This window comes from Waterburya sp. (genome assembly GCF_058530065.1).
The window spans coordinates 1-2587 of record NZ_JBZNBU010000381.1 but is presented as its reverse complement, the minus strand read 5'-3'; the positions used below and the strand labels follow the sequence as shown (position 1 = coordinate 2587).

3 protein-coding genes are annotated in these 2587 nt (G+C 36.3%); all 3 read left to right on the top strand.

Going from position 1 to position 2587, the window contains the following annotated elements:
• On the top strand, positions 1–427 hold a 427-nt coding region (locus tag AC33VI_RS22520), incomplete at its 5' end, for a TOBE domain-containing protein (RefSeq protein WP_491784505.1).
• 200 nt (positions 428–627) lie between these two features.
• On the top strand, positions 628–1653 hold the full coding sequence (locus AC33VI_RS22515) for a response regulator (RefSeq protein WP_491784504.1): 1026 nt from the start codon (positions 628–630) through the stop codon (positions 1651–1653).
• 29 nt (positions 1654–1682) lie between these two features.
• On the top strand, positions 1683–2587 hold a 905-nt coding region (locus AC33VI_RS22510; RefSeq protein ID WP_491784503.1), incomplete at its 3' end, for a metallophosphoesterase family protein.

Below are 2587 nucleotides of genomic sequence, written 5' to 3'. Positions count from 1 at the left end.
GTTAGATCCTCCCAGTCGTATTTATTCCCATCCAGCAAATATTTTTGTGGCTAGTTTTGTTGGTAGCCCTCAAATGAATCTTTTAAACTTAATTTGCGAAAATAACCAGGCTATTTTAGGAAAATATCGGATCGAGTTACCCAAACAACTACAATTAGATAAATTAGATAAAGTAGTTCTGGGAATTCGCCCTGAAGATGTTGATTTGGCTGATGGAGAAAAGGCAGCAACCATAACGGGAAAAGTATATTTAGTCGAACAATTAGGCAAAGAAAATTTAGTTAGTATTAAAATAAACAATTCTCAAACCACAATTAGAGCTTTATTATCGGGTAGCGAAGACTGGCAAGATCGAATAATTTCTATTACCTTAGATCCAAATAAGACTCATTGGTTCGATCTTAATTCAGGCGATCGACTTAATTAGATAAGTACTTATGGAGAATTATTTGTGCTTTGCTCCTAGATAGATTTTATCAAGCAAAGCTTAATCAAGAAGTAAAGATTAGGTAAAGGCACTGACATTTTAAAAAATCGTAAGTAATTATATATAAGTAATAGCCAATACCAAGCAAATATTTTTATTACTTTGGTATTTGGTAAATCTATTGGTAACTTTATTTTTAAATGAATACGATTCGCATCTTATTGGTTGACGATCAAAAAATGGTAAGGGAAGCTTTGAAAGTTGCTCTCCAACCAGAGGAAGATATAAATATTGTGGGAACTGCAAATAATGGTCTGGCAGCGATTCAATTAGTAGAACAACTTAATCCAGATCTGGTAGTAATGAATATGGAAATGCCTGGTTTAGACGGGGCAACTGCTACTCAAGAGATTTCTCGCAAGTTTTCTAATACTAAAGTTGTAATTCTTAGTTCTTATGATACTGATGAATATATTACTAAATCCTTGGCGATGGGAGCAAAGGGTTATTTATTAAAAGATTCTGGAATTCAAGATATTGCAGGGGTAATTCGCAATGTCAACAAAGGATATACTCAAATTTCCCCTGGCTTATTAGAAAAGCTTTTGATTTATACTGATTCAGGAGTAGTTTTAAATAAATTTCAAGGGACTATACAGCAAAGATCTCGTCCCATGTCTCGCTCCAGGCAGACTCCTTTTCAACCACAAAAAACTCTTTCTAGTTTGCAACTTATTTCTCGACAACAGCAAGAAGAAATTGGTAATTTACGTAGTAAATTGCAAAATAATCAACAAGAGCTACCAAAAATCAAAAAAAGTATTGCTGGGATTAATAAGTTTCTTTGGGTGACTATTTTAACTTGGTTAATATCCCTACCATTTATTATTCTTTCTCTCTATTTTCTGTATAATAAAACTAATAATATTCAAGCGGCAATGATTCCTAACGAACGAATTGGTATCAATGGCGAATTTAGTCTGAGTGGTATAGCAGAACGAGTAGCCAAAGAATTCCAAAAAGATCCAGTTTTAGGTGAAATCTCGACTGTTTATGTCGCTCAAGAAGACGATGCAATTATCTTGAAAGGTAAAATATCCAATCGCGATATTTTGAGAAGAATGGAAAATTTAGCCATGGAAGTTCAAGGAGTTAAGAAAGTTTATAGCAGTCAAGTAGCGATCGAGTCAAAAGTACAAAAAGAACTTTTAGGAGTGCAAAAATAAATTAAAACTACCCAAATCTATGGCGATTGATGTTGAATTTAAAACGTTATATCTGGCTAATTTTGTTCGGGCTAGTTTGGAGTTTCTGTATTATTTGTAATAGCGATCGAGTTAGTCAAATAAAATCCTTAGCAGAAAGTCAGTCTATATACCTCCCTCCTCATCAAGATTTTAGAATTGTGACGATCAGCGATCTCAACAGTCAGTATGGTTCGACAGAATACGAGCCTGAAGTCAAAAATGCGATCGCCTTAATGCCTCAATGGCAACCCGATCTAGTTTTGTGTGGGGGAGATGCGATCGCGGGGCAAAAAGCCTCGTTAACGAAATCTCAAATTCAGGCTATGTGGTCTTCATTCGATCGCCAGATTGCTGCACCTCTCAGACAACAACAAATCCCTTTTGGCTTTACTATTGGCAATCACGATGGTTCGGGAGCAATCAAAAATAACCGCTTTGTTTTTCAAGGAGAACGAGATCTTGCTAGAGCTTACTGGTCAAAACATCAAGCAGAATTAGGTTGGGATTTTGTCGATCGCGGAGACTTTCCCTTCTACTATAGTTTTCACAAAAATGGTATATTCTTCTTAGTATGGGATGCCTCTACCCAAAACATCTCAGAATCACAATTAAATTGGCTAGAGCAAACATCCAACAGTAAGATCGCCCAACAAGCCCATACGCGGATTGCGATCGGACATTTACCTTTATATCCCGTAGCCGAAACTAAAAATAAGCCAGGAGAGTATTTAGCCAACGGCGAAAAGTTGCGACTACTTTTAGAAAAAAATAATTTCCAAGTCTACATTAGCGGACACCATCACGCTTACTATCCTGGCAAACAAGGTAATTTAGAATTACTCCATGCAGGAGCATTAGGACAAGGAGCGAGACAATTAATCGGTAGTGATTTACTGCCTTATCCTGCCGTTAC

Coding starts and splice junctions, on each gene's coding strand:
- AC33VI_RS22515 (WP_491784504.1), top strand. CDS start 628: ATGAATACGATTCGCATCTTATTGGTTGACGATCAAAAAATGGTAAGG.